The organism is Kaistella chaponensis (genome assembly GCF_900156725.1).
Taxonomy (GTDB): domain Bacteria; phylum Bacteroidota; class Bacteroidia; order Flavobacteriales; family Weeksellaceae; genus Kaistella; species Kaistella chaponensis.
Genome location: NZ_FTOI01000005.1, coordinates 167,263 through 186,898 on the forward strand (window position 1 = coordinate 167,263; position 19,636 = coordinate 186,898).

18 protein-coding genes are annotated in these 19,636 nt (G+C 35.4%); 12 read left to right on the plus strand and 6 right to left on the minus strand.

The window, feature by feature from the left end; all coding sequences use genetic code 11:
• Position 1: 1 nt before the first annotated feature.
• The gene (locus tag BW932_RS07115) at positions 2-583 is read right to left on the minus strand and encodes a thymidine kinase (RefSeq protein WP_076386790.1); all 582 of its coding nucleotides are present in this window, start codon (positions 581-583) and stop codon (positions 2-4) included.
• A 57-nt stretch (positions 584-640) separates the two neighbouring features.
• Here BW932_RS07115 and BW932_RS07120 point away from each other — a divergent pair, with 57 nt between their 5' ends.
• From BW932_RS07120 to BW932_RS07140, 5 genes are all read left to right on the plus strand, one after another.
• Positions 641-1,702, plus strand: a complete 1,062-nt coding sequence (locus tag BW932_RS07120) for a hypothetical protein (protein ID WP_076386791.1) — start codon at positions 641-643, stop codon at positions 1,700-1,702.
• A gap of 66 nt (positions 1,703-1,768) precedes the next feature.
• On the plus strand, positions 1,769-3,145 hold the full coding sequence (murC, locus tag BW932_RS07125) for a UDP-N-acetylmuramate--L-alanine ligase (RefSeq protein ID WP_076386792.1): 1,377 nt from the start codon (positions 1,769-1,771) through the stop codon (positions 3,143-3,145).
• Positions 3,146-3,880, plus strand: coding sequence for a 16S rRNA (cytidine(1402)-2'-O)-methyltransferase (rsmI, locus tag BW932_RS07130; protein WP_076386793.1), 735 nt, complete (start codon positions 3,146-3,148; stop codon positions 3,878-3,880).
• 11 nt (positions 3,881-3,891) lie between these two features.
• A complete protein-coding gene (gene fabG / locus BW932_RS07135; RefSeq protein WP_076386794.1) occupies positions 3,892-4,635 on the plus strand; it encodes a 3-oxoacyl-[acyl-carrier-protein] reductase in 744 nt (247 codons plus the stop codon).
• Position 4,636: 1 nt separating this feature from the next.
• Positions 4,637-5,959: a hypothetical protein gene (locus BW932_RS07140; protein ID WP_076386795.1), complete on the plus strand. Its 1,323-nt coding sequence runs from the start codon at positions 4,637-4,639 to the stop codon at positions 5,957-5,959.
• A gap of 60 nt (positions 5,960-6,019) precedes the next feature.
• Here the strand turns inward: BW932_RS07140 and BW932_RS07145 are convergent, their stop codons facing one another.
• Both BW932_RS07145 and surE read right to left on the minus strand, forming a co-directional pair.
• A complete protein-coding gene (locus tag BW932_RS07145) occupies positions 6,020-7,060 on the minus strand; it encodes a GMP reductase (protein WP_076386796.1) in 1,041 nt (346 codons plus the stop codon).
• Between the two features lie 45 nt (positions 7,061-7,105).
• Complete coding sequence (gene surE, locus BW932_RS07150) at positions 7,106-7,870, minus strand: 5'/3'-nucleotidase SurE (RefSeq protein WP_076386797.1); 765 nt, start codon at positions 7,868-7,870, stop codon at positions 7,106-7,108.
• A 134-nt stretch (positions 7,871-8,004) separates the two neighbouring features.
• On the opposite strand from surE, the gene BW932_RS07155 reads away from it, so the two are divergent.
• From BW932_RS07155 to BW932_RS07180, 6 genes are all read left to right on the plus strand, one after another.
• Entirely contained in the window at positions 8,005-10,125 is a 2,121-nt protein-coding gene (locus BW932_RS07155; RefSeq protein WP_076386798.1) for a carboxy terminal-processing peptidase, read from the plus strand.
• A 168-nt stretch (positions 10,126-10,293) separates the two neighbouring features.
• On the plus strand, positions 10,294-10,584 hold the full coding sequence (locus BW932_RS07160; protein ID WP_076386799.1) for a 2TM domain-containing protein: 291 nt from the start codon (positions 10,294-10,296) through the stop codon (positions 10,582-10,584).
• Positions 10,585-10,618: 34 nt separating this feature from the next.
• Entirely contained in the window at positions 10,619-11,944 is a 1,326-nt protein-coding gene (locus tag BW932_RS07165; RefSeq protein ID WP_143745519.1) for a 2TM domain-containing protein, read from the plus strand.
• A 7-nt stretch (positions 11,945-11,951) separates the two neighbouring features.
• Positions 11,952-12,233, plus strand: coding sequence for a 2TM domain-containing protein (locus BW932_RS07170; RefSeq protein ID WP_076386801.1), 282 nt, complete (start codon positions 11,952-11,954; stop codon positions 12,231-12,233).
• Between the two features lie 4 nt (positions 12,234-12,237).
• The gene (locus tag BW932_RS07175; RefSeq protein ID WP_084566465.1) at positions 12,238-12,528 is read left to right on the plus strand and encodes a 2TM domain-containing protein; all 291 of its coding nucleotides are present in this window, start codon (positions 12,238-12,240) and stop codon (positions 12,526-12,528) included.
• A gap of 182 nt (positions 12,529-12,710) precedes the next feature.
• Positions 12,711-13,454: a LytR/AlgR family response regulator transcription factor gene (locus BW932_RS07180; RefSeq protein WP_084566466.1), complete on the plus strand. Its 744-nt coding sequence runs from the start codon at positions 12,711-12,713 to the stop codon at positions 13,452-13,454.
• Positions 13,455-13,528: 74 nt separating this feature from the next.
• Here the strand turns inward: BW932_RS07180 and BW932_RS07185 are convergent, their stop codons facing one another.
• From BW932_RS07185 to BW932_RS07195, 3 genes are all read right to left on the minus strand, one after another.
• Entirely contained in the window at positions 13,529-14,074 is a 546-nt protein-coding gene (locus BW932_RS07185) for an RDD family protein (RefSeq protein WP_076386803.1), read from the minus strand.
• 104 nt (positions 14,075-14,178) lie between these two features.
• A complete protein-coding gene (mnmA, locus tag BW932_RS07190) occupies positions 14,179-15,366 on the minus strand; it encodes a tRNA 2-thiouridine(34) synthase MnmA (RefSeq protein ID WP_076386804.1) in 1,188 nt (395 codons plus the stop codon).
• Positions 15,367-15,975: 609 nt separating this feature from the next.
• The gene (locus BW932_RS07195) at positions 15,976-16,938 is read right to left on the minus strand and encodes a LacI family DNA-binding transcriptional regulator (protein WP_076386805.1); all 963 of its coding nucleotides are present in this window, start codon (positions 16,936-16,938) and stop codon (positions 15,976-15,978) included.
• Positions 16,939-17,174: 236 nt separating this feature from the next.
• Here BW932_RS07195 and BW932_RS07200 point away from each other — a divergent pair, with 236 nt between their 5' ends.
• Positions 17,175-19,592, plus strand: a complete 2,418-nt coding sequence (locus BW932_RS07200) for a TonB-dependent receptor (RefSeq protein WP_076386806.1) — start codon at positions 17,175-17,177, stop codon at positions 19,590-19,592.
• The last annotated feature ends 44 nt before the right edge of the window (positions 19,593-19,636 follow it).

A 19,636-nucleotide genomic window follows, 5' to 3' on the forward strand; every position in this document is an offset into this window, starting at 1 on the left:
TTTACTTGTTCAAAAATTCGTCATTGAAAACCCTTCTGCTTACCGCTTCATAACTTTCAGTTTCTCCGAGCTGTACAAGATCTTTACTGGCAGAAATTCTTCGTGAATAATTAGCAAGATTTCCTGTTCTTTTGCAAATTGCATGTACTTTGGTCACATATTCTGCAGTCGCCATTAAATTTGGCATGGAACCAAAAGGACGACCCATAAAATCCATATCCAGACCGGCAATTACAACACGTATTCCGCTGTTAGCTAGTTTATTAGCAACTTCTACCACACTCTCATCAAAAAATTGTGCTTCATCGATTCCTACAACATCACAGTTAGATCCCAGCAATAAAATTTCATTGGGACTGTCAACAGGAGTACTCCGAATTTTGTTTTGGTTATGAGATACCACTTCTTCCTCCGCATATCGCACATCTAATTTAGGCTTGAAAATTTCTACATTTTGTCCAGCCATTTCTGCACGCCGTAAACGCCGGATTAATTCTTCGGTTTTCCCAGAAAACATTGAGCCGCAGATAACTTCCATCCAACCGCTTTGTTTTGCATGATTAATTGTATTTTCTAAAAACATTTGTTAAATTAGCCGTAATATTTAAAGCTCAAAAATAAGGAAATTTAATAAGACTTTATGATGCAAAACCTTCAAGATATACAAGAAAAAATTTTTTTTGAATCAAAGAATATTCTAGATACCCTTTCGAAAATCAATTCTAAGGAAGAATTACTTTCAAAACAAGATTTGTTTTCTGAAGTTGCTGATAGAATTGCCTTTTTAAGGATTTTAGAAAAGAATAAAGACAGCTTTCAGCAAATTGCTGAAAATTTTGAAAATCGAGAAACAAATGAAAAGATAAGTCGATCCGAAGACTTGGTATCCGATTCACCTTTTGAAGAAGATGTGATTGAAGAGGAAGTAATGTTTACCACCGAAATCAACGAGATTGATCATTCTTCAGAACACGCAGTTCATGAATTGGGATCCGAAATCAAAGATCCATTTGTCGAGTATAATGCTCCAGAATTATCCACTCATGAAAATTCAGATTTTGAGGAAGTCAGTCATGATTTAGAAGATTTTGTGGTCAATGGTAATTTTTCTGCAGATAAAGAAATCCCATTGATTATCGAACAAGAAGAACTTGATTATGCGGAACGAATTTCTCAGAAAGAAAAAGATTTTTTGGAGTCGGAAGATCGACGGAGAAAAATTGTAGAATTTGGGAGAATACAAACTCCTCCAATCATTAGTGAGCAAATTTCGGAGGAAAAAGTGATAGAGGCCAATCCAGAAAGGAAATTTAAATTGGCAAATATCAAAGGTTTGAAAGCAGTTCAAAATTTATTTGATGATGACCCATTAGCAAATATTGAGGAACATGCTGCAGAAACAAAATCCAAAACCGTCGATTCTGGAAGTTTATTAAAATCCAATATTCCCACAGATTTCATGGAAGCTCCCAAAAAGCAGCACGAATTCAAATTGGATTTCAATGATAAAATAGCATTTACAAAATATCTTTTTAAAGGCGATGAAACTGATTTAAAAAATACAATCGACCGATTAAATTCTTTTCAAAATATCGAAGATGCGCGACAATTTCTGAGTGAAGTGTATTATCAAAAAGATTGGAGCAAAGTTGATGAATACGCCCAAAGACTTTGGAGTCTGGTCGAAAATAAATTCTTGTAAAAATCTTTTCATTCCCAATATTTAAGCGGCTTTTTTGCAGTAAAAGTCAGAATCAACAAATTTAAGATGACAAAAAGTATTTCAGATTTTCAAAATATCTTTTTCATTGGAGTTGCCGGAGTTGGCATGAGCGCAATCGCCCAATATTTAAAAGGAATTGGGAAAGAAGTTTCCGGCAGTGACCGATATTTTCATCCCGATGAATACAATAAAACCAAAGAACAGCTCGAAGCAGAAGGAATTCATTGTTTTCTGCAAGACGGAAGCGGAATTTCTGAAAATACCGACTTAATCGTAGTTTCCACGGCAATTGAAGATACCGTTTTTGAAGTTCAAAAAGCCAAAGAACTGGGTATTCCCATTATCAGAAGAAGCGAGCTTTTGGCCATCATTGCAAAAAGTAAAAAAACCGTTGCGGTTGCCGGAACTTCCGGAAAATCAACAACTTCTGCAATGTTGTATCAAATTTTACTTGATGCAAAATTGGAACCGAGTATTATTTCTGGAGCGGGTTTAACGAGCATCATTAAGCAAGGAAAAATTGGTAATGCTGCCGTTGGAAAAGGAGATTGGCTCATCATTGAAGCTGATGAAAGCGATGGTTCTGTTGTTCAATATGAACCGGAAATTGGTTTGCTTTTAAATATCGACAAAGATCATCAGGAAATTGATGAATTAATCGAATTATTTACAATTTTTAAAAACAATTCGAAGAGTTTATTTGTTGTAAATCAATCTAATACCTTGGCAAAAACTTTGTCGGCGAATCTTGAAAACGATTTTGCATTTGAAGATAAAAATGCAGGGTTTTCTGCAGAAAATTTTCATCAAGAAGGATTTTCCTTAAATTTCGAAGTTTTAAACCAAAAATTTCAGATGAATTCCATCGGAAGACATTCGGTAGAAAATGCAACGGCCGCAATTGCAGTTGCACATCAAATCGGTGTTGATTTACAAACATGTGCCGAAAGTTTGGCCAATTATGAAGGAATTTATCGGCGCCATCAAATTCTGGGACAAAAAAACGGAGTTTGGGTGATTGATGATTATGCACACAATCCTGCAAAATGTGCAGCTTCAATAAAAGCTTGTCAACCTTTGGCGGAGAAAGTGATTGCTTGGTTTCAACCCCATGGTTATAAACCGACAAGATTTTTGAAAAATGATTTTATTGAAGAAATTTCAAATGCGTTAAGACCACAAGATGAAATCTGGATGAGCGAAATTTTCTACGCAGGTGGAACTGCTGTAAAAGACATTTCTGCAAACGATTTAATTGAAGAAATTAAAAGTAATGGGAAAAACGCCCATTTTGTTGAAGACCGAAATAATTTGTTAGAAGCCTTAAAGCCTCAACTGAAAGATGGAACGGTTTTGCTTTTGATGGGAGCAAGAGATCCTAGTTTGGAGGATTTTTGCAAAAATCTCTATGAAAATCTATAAATGAGCGGAATCCTATATTTTGTTCCAACTCCGATTGGAAATTTAGAAGACATGACTTTCAGAGCGGTAAAAATTCTGAAGGAAGTCGATTATATTTTATGTGAAGATACCCGAACTTCTGGTTTTTTATTAAAGCATTATGAGATATCTAAACCACTGAAATCGTATCATTTACACAATGAACACCAAACCACGCAAAAAGCTATTGATGATTTAAAAAACGGGCAAAACCTCGCAATTATTACTGATGCAGGAACGCCAGGAATTTCGGATCCTGGTTATCTTTTAGCAAAAGCAGTTTCCGATGAAAATTTGGAAATGCAATGTTTACCAGGAGCAACTGCTTTTGTTCCGGCTTTGGTGGTTTCTGGTTTGCCGAATAACGAATTTCTTTTTGCAGGATTTTTACCTCAAAAAAAAGGCCGTCAAACCAAACTCAAGCAATTAGCGGAAGAAAAGAAAACCATTATTCTTTATGAAAGTCCGCACAAGATCAACACCACTTTGGAACAGATCAAAGAATTTTTTGGGGAGGAAACAAAGGTGAGTTTAAGCCGCGAAATTTCTAAAAAATTCGAAGAGACTAAACGCGGAACAGTCAATGAGTTAATTGACTTCTCCAAAAGCAAAACTTTAAAAGGTGAAATTGTTTTAATCATCAATAATGTAGAGCAAAAAAGCGATGATGAAGAAAAACCATTGTCTAAAAACAAATACAAAAACTTAGAAAAATAAACGAAAATATCATGGGATTATTAGAAGGGAAAGTTGCCCTCATTACCGGAGCAACCAGAGGAATCGGAAAAGGAATTGCAGAAGTTTTTGCAAAGGAAGGTGCGCAAGTTGCCTTCACTTACGCCGGTTCTGTAGATAAAGCGAAAGCTTTGGAAGAAGAATTGGGAAAAATCACAAAGGTGAAATCTTACCAATCTGATGCATCCGATTATGATGCTGCTCAACAGTTGGCTGCAGATGTGATCACCGATTTCGGGAAAATTGATATTTTAATCAACAATGCGGGAATTACGCGCGATAATTTAATGCTTAGAATGTCGAAGGATGATTGGGACACCATTATCAAAGTGAATCTGGATTCTGTTTTCAACCTCACAAAAGCGGTGATCAAACCAATGATGAAAGCAAGAGCAGGTTCGATTATCAATATGACTTCCGTGGTTGGAGTAAAAGGAAATGCAGGACAAGCCAATTATGCGGCTTCAAAAGCGGGTGTAATTGGTTTTTCAAAATCGATCGCTTTAGAATTAGGCTCCAGAAATATTCGTTGCAATGCCATTGCTCCTGGATTTATCGAAACTGAAATGACAAGTGCGCTCGACGAAAAAACCGTTCAAGGATGGAGAGAAGGAATCCCTTTGAAACGCGGTGGTCAACCGGAAGATGTTGCAAATGCGTGCGTTTTCTTAGCAAGCGATATGTCAACTTATATTACGGGACAAGTTCTGAACGTGGATGGAGGAATGTTGACCTAAAATGAAAATCGTCCAGAATATCATCTTATTCTTATCGATTATTGTATTCATCGGTTTGGTATATATTTCATTTTTTAATGTTTATCAAACCGATGATTATATTTTCTCTTACACTACGCATCAATTAGGATTATTCAATAATATTTTTGATTTTTATTCGCGATGGGGCGGGAGATATTTTGGGTATTCACTCAGTATGTTGAATCCCGTTGCTTACGATCAATGGGGAATTTTGCCAAAAGTTTATCCAATTTTTTTGTTATGCTCATTTATTGCGGTTCTTATCCTCAATATCAATTATTTTTTTAAATATTCTGTTTTAGAATCAGTAAAGAAAGGGTTCTTATTTTTTTTCTTTTATACTGTTCTTTTAGTAAGTATTTCGGAGCATTATTTCTGGATTACGGGATCCAACATCTATTTTCTTCCGTTTATTTTATCTGGACTGTTATTGTATAGTATTGGTCAATTCCATCGTTCCCATCGTAGATCATATTTTTATCTTTCGTGTTTACTCATCGTTCTTTTAATGGGTTCTAATGAGATTTTAGCGCTGCTTTTATGGGGTTCATTAATGATGTTTTACAGCCAGAACAGAAACAAGCAGAATCTCGCTTTAATTTTGTTAGGAACTTCCTTTTTATTAATCAGTTTTTTAGCACCGGGAAATTTCAATAGATTAGTAACTTCTGATGAATCATTTGCCACCAAGTGGTTTAAAAGAATTGCAATAATGGGGGCAAACTCGACTTATATTTTTATAAAAAGTATATTGGTAATTCCATTATTTGTAAAAATTTTTGAAGAGGAATTAAGTACTGTTTCCAAGAAGGTAAATTTGAAAACAGCAGGTAAAATGTGGTTGATTTCATTTCTACCGCTCATTTTTGTTGCTTTTATTTTTAATACGATTGGACGACAGTTTGAAAGTATTATGATATTTTATTTAGCTACAGGTGCCGTTGTTTGGATGTTTCTTTATGAGCAAATAAAAAAATATTGGTGGATCAGTTTAATTGTCATTTTTCTACCTTCAATCGATCTTTTCCCTCCAAAATATTCAAATTTTAACTTAAACTATAATTTGAATACAATTATTGAAGAGGTTTTCCAAACAAATTTGCATGCATATCATACAGAAATCAGAGAAAGAATAGAAACAATTGAAAACTCAAAGCAAGATTCTTTGATTTTACCGAAGATCCACCACCTTCCGAAAGTATTATATTTCGAGGAGTTGCCAATGATAAAAGAAGAAGGGAATTATGTGAATGACCAACTTCAAAAATATTTTGATAAAAAATCTATTCGCATAGAGGAGTAAATTATTCGAGGGCATTGAATAATTTTTTAAATAAAAAGCTGAAATGAATTTCAGTTATTTTTAACCGCCAAAAATTTGATTTTCCTGTTCCGAAACCCGTATAAAAGTTGTTCTTTTTGAGAGTTCGCGCAATTGAGCAGCACCCACATACGTGCAAGTAGAGCGCACTCCGCCCAAAATATCTTTCACTGTTTCTGCGACTGCGCCTTTATAAGAAACCTTTACCGTTTTTCCTTCTGATGCGCGGTATTCTGCAATTCCTCCGGAGTGTTTATCCATCGCTGTTTGAGAACTCATGCCGTAAAAAAGACGGTATTTTTTTCCGTTCTCTTCTACAATTTCGCCCCCACTTTCGTCGTGACCGGCAAACATTCCGCCCAACATTACGAAATCTGCACCACCACCAAAAGCTTTCGCGATGTCGCCCGGAATTTTGCACCCACCATCGGAAATAATATGTCCGCCAAGTCCGTGAGCAGCATCTGCACATTCGATGATGGCCGAAAGCTGCGGATAACCCACTCCGGTTTTAATTCTTGTCGTACAAACCGAACCTGGTCCAATTCCGACCTTGATAACATCTGCGCCGGCTAAAATAAGTTCTTCTACCATTTCGCCTGTTACAACATTTCCGGCGATGATTGTTTTGTCAGGAAAAAAACCTCGCATTTTTTTAACAAAATCTACAAAATGTTCGGAATATCCATTGGCAACATCAATACACAAAAAATTAATTTTTGGATGTGCATTGACAATCTGCTGAATTTTTTCTTCATCACCGATTCCAATTCCGGTGCTTAAAGCAATATAATCGTAGATGGAATAAGGTTGATTGGCTAAAAAGGCAGTCCACTCTTCTAAAGTATAATGTTTATGAACCGCCGTAATAATTTTATCTTTCGAAAGCGCAATTGCCATTTCAAAAGTTCCCACGGTATCCATGTTTGCGGCGATAATTGGAACTCCGCTCCATTGTTTTTTGGAATTGACAAAATTGAAATTCCGTTCTAAACTTACCTGTGAACGAGATTTCAAGGTGGAGCGTTTCGGTCGGATCATCACGTCCTTAAATCCTAATTTGAGTTCGTTTTCTATGCGCATCTTTTTGAGAGTAAATTTTATTAATTTAAAATAGGAAGTTATATCCTATTCCATCATTTTGCGAAGGTGTTCTAGCTCTTCATGGGCCGTCAAATCGAATTTAACCGGAACAATTGAAATATAGCCATTTGCCAAAGCGGTTTCATCAGCATCATCACCGGTATCCATATTATTGAAATATCCAGTTAACCAATAGTATTTTTTGCCGTGAGGATTAATTCTTTCGTCAAAATTTTCTTCCCATTTTGCATGAGCTTGTCGACAAACTTTCACTCCTTTGATTTCGTCTTTCAACAATTTCGGGATATTCACGTTGAGAACCACGCCTTTTGGTAGAGGGTTTTCTAGCACTTTTTTCGCGATATTTTGAATGTATTCTTTGGCCTGCGAAAAATCAGCATCCCAGGAAAAATCGAGTAAGGAAAATCCGATCGCTTGCAATCCTTCTACACCGGCTTCTACCGCGGCACTCATGGTTCCAGAGTAAATGACGTTGATTGAAGAATTAGCACCATGATTAATTCCCGAAACGACCAGATCTGGTTTTCTCGGCAGAATTTTATCCAAAGCAAATTTCACACAATCAACCGGTGTTCCACTCAAGGAGTAATCTTTCTGTGGTCCATCCAAACTGATTTCTTCAAAAGTTAAAGTTTGATTAATGGTAATTGCATGACCTTTTCCAGATTGTGGCGAATCCGGCGCTACTACAACTACATCACCGATTTCGTTCATGAAATTTACCAAATTTCTGATTCCTGGTGCCGTAATTCCGTCATCATTGGTGACTAAAATCAAAGGTTTTTGCATATATTTTATAGGGTTTTCACAAATTTACTCAAAATAATAGTGTGCAAATATAAATAAGGTATTAATTTTGATACTTTGTAAAATCCTGTAACAAATAGGGGAAATTCTTAACAAATTAGATATTAATTAAATATATGTTCAAAAACTTAAAACTCAATACATTATTGCTTTTCATTCCGCTCACAAGTTTGGTGTTTTGCTTTAATTCTCCGCAAAATGACGATGAAAAAATGTCAACAATAATGGTGAGTGTAAAAAATACGCTCAGCTATTTACATTATTCCCCAAAAACTATTAATGATGCTTATTCCAAGGATGTTTACAAGCATTATTTTGAAATGGTAGATTCCTCCAAACGATATTTTTTGCAATCTGATATGGATGAATTTGCAAAACACGAAACCAAGTTAGATGATTATCTGAATCAAGGAGATCTTACCTTTTATAAACTGACGGTAGATCGGCTTTACCAAAGAGTGGATCAGATTGATAAAATTACTCAGGATATTCTGAGCAAACCTATCAATTTGAATGAAGATGAAACGCTGATTTTAGAACCGAAGATTAAGAAAAATGCGAAGAACCAAGCGGAACTTTCGCAGGAATGGAAAAAGTATATCAAGTATAATATTTTGCAGGAAATGGAATCGTTGACCGCAAAAGAAGAACTGCAGAAAGAGAAAAAAGATTCTGTACAGAAATTTAATTTGAAAGACACCATTAAACTAGAAATCTTAACGCCGGAAGCAAAGCGAATTAAAGCCACTGCAGAGGTGAAAGACTTGGTAACAGACACTTTCAGAAGATTTAAGAAAAGAAATAAAATGGACTGGTTTACAGTTTACATGAATGCTTATACTGAAGTTTTCGATCCGCATACCAATTATTACTCCCCAAAAAATAAAGAAGATTTCGATACGCAATTCACCGGAAAAGTAATCGGAATTGGCGCAATAATTCAGGAAAAAAGAGGATATCTTTACTTAGGCGCACTCACAATTGGTGCTCCTGCCTGGAAATCCAAACAACTTTCAGAAGGTGATAAAATTTTGAAAGTAAGATCGAAACCGAATTTAGATGCGGTAAATGTGGTTGGAATGTTATCTGATGAAGCGGTGCGACTCATTCGTGGTGAAAAAGGAACGAAAGTAACTTTAACCGTTGAGAAAAAAGATAAATCGATCAAGGAGGTGACAATGATCCGTGAAGAAGTTGCCATTGAAGATACGTTTGCAAGAAGCATAATCATTAATTCTGCAGATGGCAAAAAATACGGTTTGATCAATTTGCCAAGTTTCAATGCTGATTTTGAAAATGCAAAAGGAAGAAACGCTTCTGATGATATTAAAAACGAGTTGCTTAAACTGAAACCTCAAAATGTTGACGGAATCATCCTTGATTTACGAAATAATGGTGGCGGAAGTTTAACCGAAGTCGGCGATATCATGGGATTATTTATGAATGCAGGTCCTTATGTTCAGGTAAAAGATGGCAACGGAAAAGTGCAAACTTTGAAAAATAAAACCAACGCGCCGCTTTGGACCGGACCATTAATTATCATGCAAAACGAACTTTCTGCATCGGCGTCAGAGATTTTGGCAGGTGCGATGCAGGATTATGGCAGAGCTGTGACGATCGGTTCTCCGCAGTCTTTTGGGAAAGGAACCGTGCAAACATTTGTAGATCTGAACAGATTTTTAAATACAAATGATGATTTCGGATCTTTGAAGTTGACCATTCAGAAATTTTATAGAATTACGGGCGAATCTACCCAAAGAAAAGGAATCGAGTCCGATATCAAAATGAAGGATTTCTATACCTACGCTGAAATTGGAGAACGATATGATGATTATGCTCTAGCTTGGGATAAAATTCCGGCAGCACCTTATCAAGCTGTCAATTATTTTTCTGTTCAAGCTTTACAAAAAGGGATCGAAGCACGTCTTCAAAATAACAAAAACTACCAATTGATTCAGGAATCTGCGCAATGGAAGGAAAAATTAGATAAAGAAGAGACGATTTCTTTAGAACAAAGCAAATTTAATGCAGTAATGCAAGCAAGAAAAGCCCAGATTAAAAAATTCAAAGGGTTAGATAAATTTAACAACGGATTGAAATTTACGCTTAATCCAGATGAAGCGATTCGAGAAAAAACCGATGAACCTTTCACAAAGAAAACGGAAAACTGGACGAAAAATCTTCAGCGTGATTTATATCTGCAAGAAGCCGTAAACGTTGTCGCACAAATGAAATAAAGGATTGAACATCCAATTAGATATGAACCATCGGAATTCCGGTGGTTTTTTGTGTTGAATACCTTTCAGTCTTCAAAATCTACGGTTCGGTGGAAATTACTTGATATGTGCGTTCTCACAGAATACCTTTACACCATCAAATAACACCAACAATTAAATTTTAACACCATGGAAACATACGGCTTTAATCAAGATCAAAAATTAGTTCAGGCTCAAAAAAGAGTGAAATGCATAAAAGGGTGTTACATTCACGCGATGGTTTACGTATTTGTGAATGCGTTTATTATTGCAGGATGTGCGGTTGATGATTTAAATAATTTAAAAACATCTGAGCCATATATGACCGCTTTGTTTTGGGGAATTGGTTTGGCTGCACACGGAATGGCAGTTTTTGGGCAGAACTTTTTATTCGGCACCAATTGGGAGCAAAAAGAAATTCAGAAATTTTTAAATAAATAATTTAAACTTTTCATTAAATATTTAAATTTACAAGATGGATACTAAAGATATTAAAAGGCAGCTGAACATTTCTCTTTGGATCTCGTTTTTTACAGGAATTTTCTTTTTTACCATTTTTACCAAGGACAAGAACTTTCATAATTTTTTAATTTGTTTCTTAGTTTCATCGCTTTACTCTTTTGTTTTGGTATTTGGTAATTATTATTCCAACAGCTATCTGAACAAAAAATATTCCTGGATCGATAATACCAAAAGACGGATCATTTTGGGTATTTTATCAACCGTTTTGGTCAACGTGATTTTGGTGATTGTATGTAATTATTTAAATTTCATTGTTTTACAAAAAAACAATCCAGATCATTTTTTTAGCGGTCAGTTGGGGTTTGTAAACTGGCTCATCATCAACATTGCTCTTTTGATCTCTGCAATCATGCACGCAAAAGGGTTCATGGAAGAATGGAAAAAATCCTCCAGGAAAGAAGTGGTAGAACAGAAATTGATTGCCAAATCTGCGAACGCGCAATTCGAAAGTTTAAAAAATCAACTCGATCCCCATTTTCTTTTTAATTCCTTGAATGTTTTAAGTGCTTTGATTGATGAAAACCCTAATCAGGCGCAAAGATTTACTGCCTCGATGTCGAAAATTTACCGCTACGTTTTGGAGCAGAAAGATAAAGAACTCGTCACCGTAGAAGAAGAAATTGAATTTGCAAAAACGTATTGTGAGCTGCTGAAAACGCGTTTTGAAGATAGTGTGAGTTTTGATTTTATGGTCAATGAAGCCGCTTTAAAATCTTATGTAGTTCCACTTTCGTTACAACTGCTTTTAGAAAATTGCATCAAACATAATTTTGCAACATCAAGCAAACCTTTGCATATCAAAATTTTTACGGAAAACGGATTTCTTTTGATAGAGAATAACTTGCAACAAAGAGAACAGGTAAAAGAGAGCGCTGGAATCGGACTTTCGAATATCGTGCAGCGCTACTCTTTACTCACGAAACTCAATGTATTTATCGAAAAGTCAGATGATTTTTTCAGGGTAAAAATACCTATGTTAACTCAGAAAGTTTCAGCCATGAGTTCACAACCCAGCCAAGAATCAATGGCTTATCAAAGAGCCGCGAAAAGAGTTCAGGAACTGAAGGGATTTTATGGCAATCTTATTTCGTACTGTCTCGTCATTCCTTTTTTAATTTTTGTAAACCTTTACACTTCACCGCAATATTTATGGTTTGTTTGGCCCATGTTAGGTTGGGGAATAGGTTTAGCGTCGCATGCTTTAAAAGTTTACGGTGTCGGAAGAGCTTGGGAAGAAAAACAAATTCGAAAAATTTTAGACAAAGAACAATCAAAATAGCAACATCATGGAAAATTTAACTCCCAAAGAAGTCGATTACGCAATCGCAAAAGAAAGGGTAAATCAGATGAAAAAATTCTACACCAGTTTAGCATTATTTATCCTTGTGTTTGCGATTTATGCGGCAAGAAAATATTATAAAACGGGAGAAATTGCATTTTTAGATTTTAATAATTTCTCGGCAATTTTTTGGATTTGGGGATTTATTTTAGCCCTAAAAGCATTTAAACTCTTCATCCTCAACCAAAGCTGGGAACGGAAAATGATGAATAAAGAACTTAATAAATAAAACCATGGAAAACTTTAACGAAAATAATATCAAATACTTAGAAGCTCAAAATCGGGTAAAAAAGTTGAAAGGATTTTACATTCATGCCATTGTTTATGTTTTGGTCAATCTTTTTATCCTTGCGCAAAATGTAGAATCGGGGGAATCGATTGCAAACCTCAATAATTACTGGACTGCAATATTTTGGGGGATTGGTTTGCTGGGACATGGAATCAGCGTTTTCTTGCCTAATTTGGTCATGGGAAAAGATTGGGAAGAGAAAAAAATTCGGGAGTTAATGGATAAAGACAAATAAGATAAAGAACGCAACAGAGAGTAATCGTCTATACAATTAGATGGCTACAATTGCGCTTTTCTTCCCGCGTTTATCGATTTATTTTATCAAAAAATAGGTAAACCGGAAGTTGAGAAAAAAAATTTATCAACGTTCAGAAGATCGATTAGATACAAATCACTTTTATTTATTATTTTTAAGACATGATAAAAACGGTCATCATTGAAGATGAAAAACCAGCAGCAAGAAAACTCGAACGATTAATTGGTTTGTTTGCTGATTTAGAATTAGTTGCAACCTTAAATTCTGTAGAAGAAGGAATTGAGTGGTTTGCTAATAATCAACATCCGGATCTGATATTTTCAGACATTGTGTTAGGAGACGGTTTGTCTTTTGATATTTTTGAAAAAATTCCGACCAGGAGTTTTATGATTTATACTACGGCTTTTGATCAATATACTTTGAAAGCTTTTAAGTTGAATTCTATCGATTATCTTTTGAAACCTATTATGGAAGAAGACCTCGAAAAAGCCATCAATAAATTCAAAAGTTTCTTACCTTCAGAATCGGCTAATAATTCCTTGGAAATCAAATCTTTAATTAAAGAAGATAGGCAAAAATTATCCCGAATTTTAGTAAAAATCGGATATAATTTAAAGATCGTTCAAACGGATGAGGTTTCGTGCTTTTACAGCGAAAATAAAATCGTGTATCTTCAAACGAAAGAAAGAAATTATCCGACTGATTTTACCTTAGACGAGCTTCAGGAACTTTTGGATGAAAAGAAATTCTTTCGGGTAAACCGACAGTTTATGATCAATTCCAATTTCATTAAAAACATTCATACTTCACCGTATTACAAAGTAGAAATGGAGTTTCAGCCGGAAGAAGAAATTACGGTAAGTCGCGATCGGGTAAAGGATTTTAAGGATTGGTTGGTGAGGTAAGGAGATAAAAATCTATAAATGAAACGCCAATACTTATATGCTTTGATAATTCGCAAATAAAAAACTCTAATATTTTAGATGACAGTTTTCTTTCCCAAAATTTTTCTTATTTTGTCATAAATTTTTTGTTTTATTACATAAGTTTTGCTAAACCTACTATTTAAATCCATACTAAATTTCATTCTTGTACCCCAAACTCCTGCTTGATCTTGGAAATCATAGAATTCTGGAAATAAATTTACTATAGATAATATATTCCTTTTAAACGATTTTCCTAGTGTGGGAAAATTTCCAAAATCGTCTACAACTTTTAAATTGAAAATTCTTTTTCCAATTGAGTCGCCAAATTTCCATTCTAAAAATGAATTTAAAGAAATTATGATTAAGATTGAATAAAAAAAACTTGATAATGGGTTGAGATGTAATAAAAAGCAAAGAATAACATACACTGGAATTAGATCTAAAATTTTTGCAAATAATCGATAAGCATAATTATCCTCAGTTTGAGTATCAAAATCAAAATCGTATTCAAATTCTTGATAAATTCTTTTTCCAAATTCGTCAAAATTTTGAGTGGGTTGATGAATAATTTTTCTTTCTTTAATTTCGGAAATCTTCATTATTGAGTATTGCTAAAAAAAATGAGTTATATTTCTAAAAGATGCGATTTTTTTAATTTGAATTTTTTAGAAATTTACAAAAATCCAAATTAGTAAAATTTAATTCAAGCAATCACCCCACTTCCAACCAACTCATCCTCTAAATACCACGCAGCAAACTGTCCTTCTGCAATCGCAGATTGGGGATTTTTGAATTCGATATACAGTCCTTCTTCAAATTGGTAAAGCGTTGCTTCTTCCAAAGGTTGTCGGTACCGAATTCTGGCTTTTACCTTCATCGATTCGCCATTTTGCAAACGCAGATCTTCACGAACCCAATGAACCTCGGAGTTTTCTATTTTCAAAGCACTTCTGAACAATCCCGGGAAATTTCTTCCTTCCCCTACAAAAACGATATTCTTGTCGATATCTCTGGAAATCAAAAAGCAGGATTCTGCATGTCCGCCAATTCCCAAACCTTTACTTTGTCCGACCGTGAAATAATGCGCACCTTGATGTTTGCCAATTACTTTTCCGTCAGATTTTTCATAATGAAATTTTTTAGACAGAAATTCCAATTCTTCTAATTTTGAAGAAAAATCAGGTGTTTCTTGGTGAAATGCTTCGAAATCTTTAAAAATCTCTACAATTTCTCCTTCTTTTGGCTCCAGTTGTTGTTGCAGAAAAGTCGGCAAACTCACTTTCCCGATGAAACATAATCCTTGCGAATCTTTTTTATCTGCCGTAACCAAACCCATTTCCCGCGCGATTTCCCGAACTTCCGGTTTCGTCAAATTTCCAATCGGAAACAATGATTTCGATAGTTGATCCTGATTCAATTGACACAAAAAATAAGACTGGTCTTTATTGTTGTCAGCTCCTGCTAAAAGATGAAAAATTTCGTTCCCATTTTCATCAAAGGTGGAGTTCACTTGTGCGTAATGTCCCGTTGCAACTTTCTCAGCACCAAGCGATAAGGCTGTTTTCATAAACACATCGAACTTCACTTCGCGGTTACACAAAACATCAGGATTCGGCGTTCTTCCTTTTTTATATTCGTCGAACATATAATCGACGATCTTTTCCTTGTACAATTCGCTCATATCAATGACTTGATACGGAATTCCGAGTTTTTGCGCGACCATCAAAGCATCATTGCTGTCTTCGATCCACGGACATTCATCTTCCAAAGTGACCGATGCATCATTCCAGTTCCGCATAAAAAGCGCGACTACTTCATGACCTTGTTTTTTCAGCAAATACGCTGCAACACTGGAATCTACACCTCCAGAAAGTCCTACTACAATTTTCATATGTTCATTTTATAAAGCATTTCAAGGATGCTCTTTATTGAGGATGCAAATTTACGACAATAATTATAGATTCACTCAGGAGCAACAAGAGTCTAAATCTATCGAAGACCAGTCCCGCTTTCCACTGTATCTTTTTCTTTTTTCTTGAAAAAAAAGAAAAAGGATGCCGTTCCAATCGGGGCTAAAATATAGTTTCGGTCTTCTTTCAAAAGACGCAATACCGTAAAAATAGTAACGTAAAGTTGATTCTATAAATGGTCGATCACCTAAAAACGCTTATTTAAAAGCTTCAAAAGATGCTTTGTGAAAATTCAAATTTCTATCTTTATAGAGTGTCGATTTTTCTCTGCAGTCTCAAATTGGAATTCTATTCCTGTTTTCGTTATAATAAGGAGTAATCTGATTTGGATGATAGATTTAGACCAAATAGTAGAAGATTTTTCAGAAAGACAAGAGATAAAAACAGTTTGTCAAATCACCATTTTTTTTCAGAAACGGTTGTTTTTTGACCTTTTTAAAAGGTAAACCTTCCAATTTAAAAACAGGTTTCACCTTTTTAGATCGAAATGATATATTGAACAAATTGAAAATGGCGACTTTAAAAAAATTTTAAATAAAATATCGATTGGAATCTGTCGCTTTTTCCTTATTCTGAATTTTTTGGACCAAGATTTCTGCCGCCTTTAATCCCATTTTCAAACCATCATTTTTCTCAAATTCATAATTAGAATTTAAGTATTTCGGAAGAATGCCTTCGCTAATTGCCACTACTTTAATCAGATTTAGATCAGATTTAGAGTTCATTAAGGCAATATGAATTCCTGCTAAAACTTCATCGCTCATTGCAAAAATCGCATCATATTTTTCTGTTTTCAATAAGTTTTCTACCAATTCCCGTGCTTGATCTGAGGAGTCGGCAAAGATCGAATGACAATTTGTGCTTTTGTTTTCTGTCATGATTTTCATAAATCCAGCTTTCCGCTTTTCGGTGATGCTTAAGTTGGCGCTGCCAAAAACAGCCAAAATGTTTTTACAATCCATGTCAATTAATCGGAGTGCACATTTTTCGGCACTTTCCTCATTATTGAAAACCACTTCATCATAATCATTCTGATCAATACTTTTATCGAAAACGACAATAGGAACCTCCAAATCTTGGGCAATCTTGAAGTGATCGAGATTTTCGGTTTCTGCACACAGGGAAATTAAAATACCATCCACTCTAGAATTAGAACAGGTTAAAATATTTTCACCTTCAATAGCCACACTCTCTTCGGAAGAAAGAATAAAAAAGTTGTAGCCTTCTTTTTTTAATTTGGTTGAAATACCATCTAAAATAGCAGGAATAAAAAACATCGATATTTTTGGAACGATCAAACCAATCACTTTGGTAGAATTGCGCCGAAAGTTGATGGCAAAATCGCTTGGATGGTAATTGAGCAATTCTGCAACCTCTCGTACCCGTACTTTTACAGAATCACTAATATCCGGATGATTACTTAAAGCCCGCGAGACAGTGGAAGTACTCACTTGAAGCATTTTTGCCAAGTCTTTGATGGTTGTTCGTTTCATTTCGAGGTTTTACTGCAGTTTTTGGAGAAGTATATTAGAGATATCTTTTTAAATCTACGGTTAATCTTATATTAAATTTAGGTCTTTAAGTGTTAAATTTTGTTAATTTTTCAAGAAGTTACCAACCGCAACCGTTTGCACAATCGTTTGAGTTGTTTTGCACAATGAGTACTGTTTCCAAAAGGGGTTTTGGTAAGTCCTAAAAATATAGATTTACCAAAACAAAAATTATTATTATGAAAAGTCGCCTAAATCAAAGAAAAATTTTCTTAGTGGGAACGTTAAGTATTGGAGCGTTTATGTTTGCGCAAAACACCGAAACAGACACCGTGAAAACAGCATCGATTGATGATGTGGTAGTGACCGGAAACGCCAATCCAAAAGCATCTATTAAAACAAGTATTTCTATTTCTACCCTAAAACCGAAGGATATTGAACAAGCTGCTCCTAGAACTACTGCAGAAATATTTCGAACCATTCCAGGAATTCGTGCAGAATCTTCTGGTGGTGAAGGAAATAGTAATATCACCGTTCGTGGTGTTCCTGTTTCTGCAGGTGGATCCAGATATTTGCTTATCCAGGAAGATGGTTTACCGGTGCTTCAATTTGGGGATATGGCTTTTGCAACTCAAGATCAATTTACGCGATTCGATTCCTTCGTTTCTCGTATAGAAGCAGTTAGAGGAGGATCTGCGTCGGTGTTTGCAAGTAATTCTCCGGCTGGAATCATCAACTTTATTACCAATACAGGTGAGAAAAGAGGAGGGAGTATTTCCCAAGAATTAGGAGTAGATTATAGAAATTACCGAACCGATTTTAATTACGGAACTCCAATTAATGATGATACTTTCGTGAGTGTAGGTGGCTTTTTCCGCGCAGGAGATGGAACAAGAAAAACCGGCTTTAACAGCAATGTTGGCGGACAATTCCGAATGTCGTTCATGAAAAAATTTGAGAACGGTTATTTCCGTGTTTATACCAAATTACTCGATGACCGAACCGCAGCTTATATGCCGATGCCGATCGGCGTTACAGGAACAAACGAGGATCCTGTTTACAAATCTTTACCAAATTACGATGCACTTACTGGTGCAATGCAAACCATTAACCTACAAAAAGACAGAGCCATTGGTAGTGATGGAAACATCTTAGAATCTAATTTATCTGATGGAATGCGATCGCTTTCTAAAAGCATCGGTGCAGAGTTTTCTTATAACTTCGACGGCGGTTGGAAAATAGATAACAAAATAAGATATTCTGCAAATAGCGGTCAGTTTTTGGCTCCGTTCCCTGCAACAGTAGGAACATTTGCCGAAGTTTTGGGAGCGCCGTACAGCAGTGCAACGTATGCCGGAACAAACACCGCAATTGATCAGAACGCCATTTACATGAGAATGCACCTGTTTAATACCAAACTGAACGACTTCAATAATTTCACCAATAATTTTAATCTATCTAAAAAATTTGGTGGTGTAAAAGCAAATGTAGGTTTATATAAAGCCTTGCAAAATGTAAACATGTCTTGGCAGTGGAATACCTATTTGCAAGAAGTAAATGGATACAACGCCAGATTAGTAGATGTAAGAAATCCTGCCGGAAATTTATTGACAACTAACGGTCTTTTGGCATACGGAACTCCTGCTTGGGGAAATCTAAACAGAAATTACGATACAAAATATGATATTACAGCGCCATTTGCACAAATAGAATTTAAAGCAACAGAGAATATTTCCATTGATGGTGGTGTAAGATATGACCTCGGGAAAGTAAGTGGATCTTTTGCAGGCGGAAGCGGATCCATCACCAAAGATATGAACCAAGATGGAACCATTTCTTTGAATGAACAAAACGTTTACGCTCTCGGATCAAGCATAACTCCAGTGAAATATGAATACGATATTTTCTCTTGGACTTTAGGCGCAAACTATGCAATTAATAGTAAAAACGCTCTATTCATCAGAGGAAGCCAAGGTGGAAGTGCCGCTGCAGATCGTATTTTATTCTCCAGTTATAACTATACCAATAGCAGTGATCCAGGTTTAGAAGCGGTGAAAGTAAACAAAGTAACCCAAGTTGAAGGTGGATACAAACTAAGAAGCACCAACTTTTTTGTTAACACCACTTTGTTTTATGCAGGAACAGAAGAATCCAATTACGAAGCGACCACCCAAATTGAAACCAAAAATAAATACAGATCATTCGGTTTAGAATTAGATGGTTTCTACAAATTAAATGATTACATCGATTTCAAAGGTGGGTTCACTTACACGAATGCTAAAATCACCAATGCGAAAGACGAAACGACGATTGATAATACTCCGAGAAGAACACCTCAATTCATGTATTCCTTCAATCCCAACGTAAATTACAATAAATTTTCTGCCGGATTTTACCTTGTTGGCGTGACCAAATCTTATAGCCAAGACAATAATAAGTTGGTAATGAATGGCTACACCGTTGTAAATCCGTATTTGTCTTACCGTTTAACCAGCAACATCAATCTAAGTTTGAACGGAAATAACGTCTTCGATGCACTGGGAATTACAGAAGCAGAAGAAGGTTCGATTCCAGCAAATAATATTGTTAGAGCCAGACCAATACAGGGACGTTCCATCAGTATGAGTATTAAACTTGATTTGAAAGATCATTTATAATTAGATTTTTAAATAAGTTGATTTTTTCATGAAAGTGGAGCGAG

Bases quoted from the DNA above. Each gene is read 5' to 3' on its own strand.
- BW932_RS07115 (WP_076386790.1), bottom strand. From the start codon at position 583: ATGTTTTTAGAAAATACAATTAATCATGCAAAACAAAGCGGTTGGATG.
- BW932_RS07120 (WP_076386791.1), top strand. From the start codon at position 641: ATGATGCAAAACCTTCAAGATATACAAGAAAAAATTTTTTTTGAATCA.
- murC (WP_076386792.1), top strand. From the start codon at position 1,769: ATGACAAAAAGTATTTCAGATTTTCAAAATATCTTTTTCATTGGAGTT.
- rsmI (WP_076386793.1), top strand. From the start codon at position 3,146: ATGAGCGGAATCCTATATTTTGTTCCAACTCCGATTGGAAATTTAGAA.
- fabG (WP_076386794.1), top strand. From the start codon at position 3,892: ATGGGATTATTAGAAGGGAAAGTTGCCCTCATTACCGGAGCAACCAGA.
- BW932_RS07140 (WP_076386795.1), top strand. From the start codon at position 4,637: ATGAAAATCGTCCAGAATATCATCTTATTCTTATCGATTATTGTATTC.
- BW932_RS07145 (WP_076386796.1), bottom strand. From the start codon at position 7,060: ATGCGCATAGAAAACGAACTCAAATTAGGATTTAAGGACGTGATGATC.
- surE (WP_076386797.1), bottom strand. From the start codon at position 7,870: ATGCAAAAACCTTTGATTTTAGTCACCAATGATGACGGAATTACGGCA.
- BW932_RS07155 (WP_076386798.1), top strand. From the start codon at position 8,005: ATGTTCAAAAACTTAAAACTCAATACATTATTGCTTTTCATTCCGCTC.
- BW932_RS07160 (WP_076386799.1), top strand. From the start codon at position 10,294: ATGGAAACATACGGCTTTAATCAAGATCAAAAATTAGTTCAGGCTCAA.
- BW932_RS07165 (WP_143745519.1), top strand. From the start codon at position 10,619: ATGGATACTAAAGATATTAAAAGGCAGCTGAACATTTCTCTTTGGATC.
- BW932_RS07170 (WP_076386801.1), top strand. From the start codon at position 11,952: ATGGAAAATTTAACTCCCAAAGAAGTCGATTACGCAATCGCAAAAGAA.
- BW932_RS07175 (WP_084566465.1), top strand. From the start codon at position 12,238: ATGGAAAACTTTAACGAAAATAATATCAAATACTTAGAAGCTCAAAAT.
- BW932_RS07180 (WP_084566466.1), top strand. From the start codon at position 12,711: ATGATAAAAACGGTCATCATTGAAGATGAAAAACCAGCAGCAAGAAAA.
- BW932_RS07185 (WP_076386803.1), bottom strand. From the start codon at position 14,074: ATGAAGATTTCCGAAATTAAAGAAAGAAAAATTATTCATCAACCCACT.
- mnmA (WP_076386804.1), bottom strand. From the start codon at position 15,366: ATGAAAATTGTAGTAGGACTTTCTGGAGGTGTAGATTCCAGTGTTGCA.
- BW932_RS07195 (WP_076386805.1), bottom strand. From the start codon at position 16,938: ATGAAACGAACAACCATCAAAGACTTGGCAAAAATGCTTCAAGTGAGT.
- BW932_RS07200 (WP_076386806.1), top strand. From the start codon at position 17,175: ATGAAAAGTCGCCTAAATCAAAGAAAAATTTTCTTAGTGGGAACGTTA.